The organism is Streptomyces ipomoeae 91-03 (assembly GCF_000317595.1).
Classification (GTDB): domain Bacteria; phylum Actinomycetota; class Actinomycetes; order Streptomycetales; family Streptomycetaceae; genus Streptomyces; species Streptomyces ipomoeae.
In genome coordinates this window covers 1-645 of the sequence record NZ_AEJC01000027.1, presented here as the reverse complement: position 1 = coordinate 645, position 645 = coordinate 1, and the positions used below count along the sequence as shown (strand labels likewise).

Annotated in this window: 1 pseudogene; it reads left to right on the top strand. The window is 75.0% G+C overall.

Annotated elements, in window-relative coordinates:
- A pseudogene (locus STRIP9103_RS01575) lies at window positions 1-645 on the top strand (hypothetical protein); the annotation flags it as partial.

Sequence of the window (645 nt, the reverse complement as noted above, 5' to 3'; positions counted from 1 at the left end):
CACATGGAGCGAGTACGAGTCCCAGCGCCCCATGGACCGCGACGGCGGCCCCCGGCCGCCCGCCGGCGCCCGGCTCGTCGACGAGGACACCGAACGCGTCGCCCTCGGCCGCCCCGGCTTCTGGTACGGCCGCCGACTGGTGGCCAGACTGCGCGCCGCCCACGCGGCGGCCGGCTTCCTGACCGTCGCGGCGGCCGTCGGCGCCCCCGCCGCCCGCCATGACCGCCGGGTCGGCGGCCCCGTCACTCCGGATCTCCTGGGATGGCTGCTGAACACGGCTGTCGCACTGCTCGCGGTCGTCGTGGTGTGGGTCGTCTGCCGCAGGGGCCGCAGCGAGAACCGCCTGGACAAGGAACTCGACGAACACCTCGTACGCCGACTGCCCACCGCCTCGATCGCCCTGCTCGCTCTCGCCGTGGTGTACGCGGGCTGGTCGCGCCCCGACTGGACATCGGCGGGCCGACTGCCGGGCGACACGACCTTCGGCGGGATCACCCTGGTCCAGGTCCTGCTCGTCATCGCCCTGGGTGTGGTCGCCCGCGTCCTGTACCGCTCCAACCCCGAACCCCGCACCGCGATGTACGGCCAGGCCGGCCCCGCCGTCGCCATGCTGGCCTGCGCCCTCGGCGGCGTGATGTCCGCCGG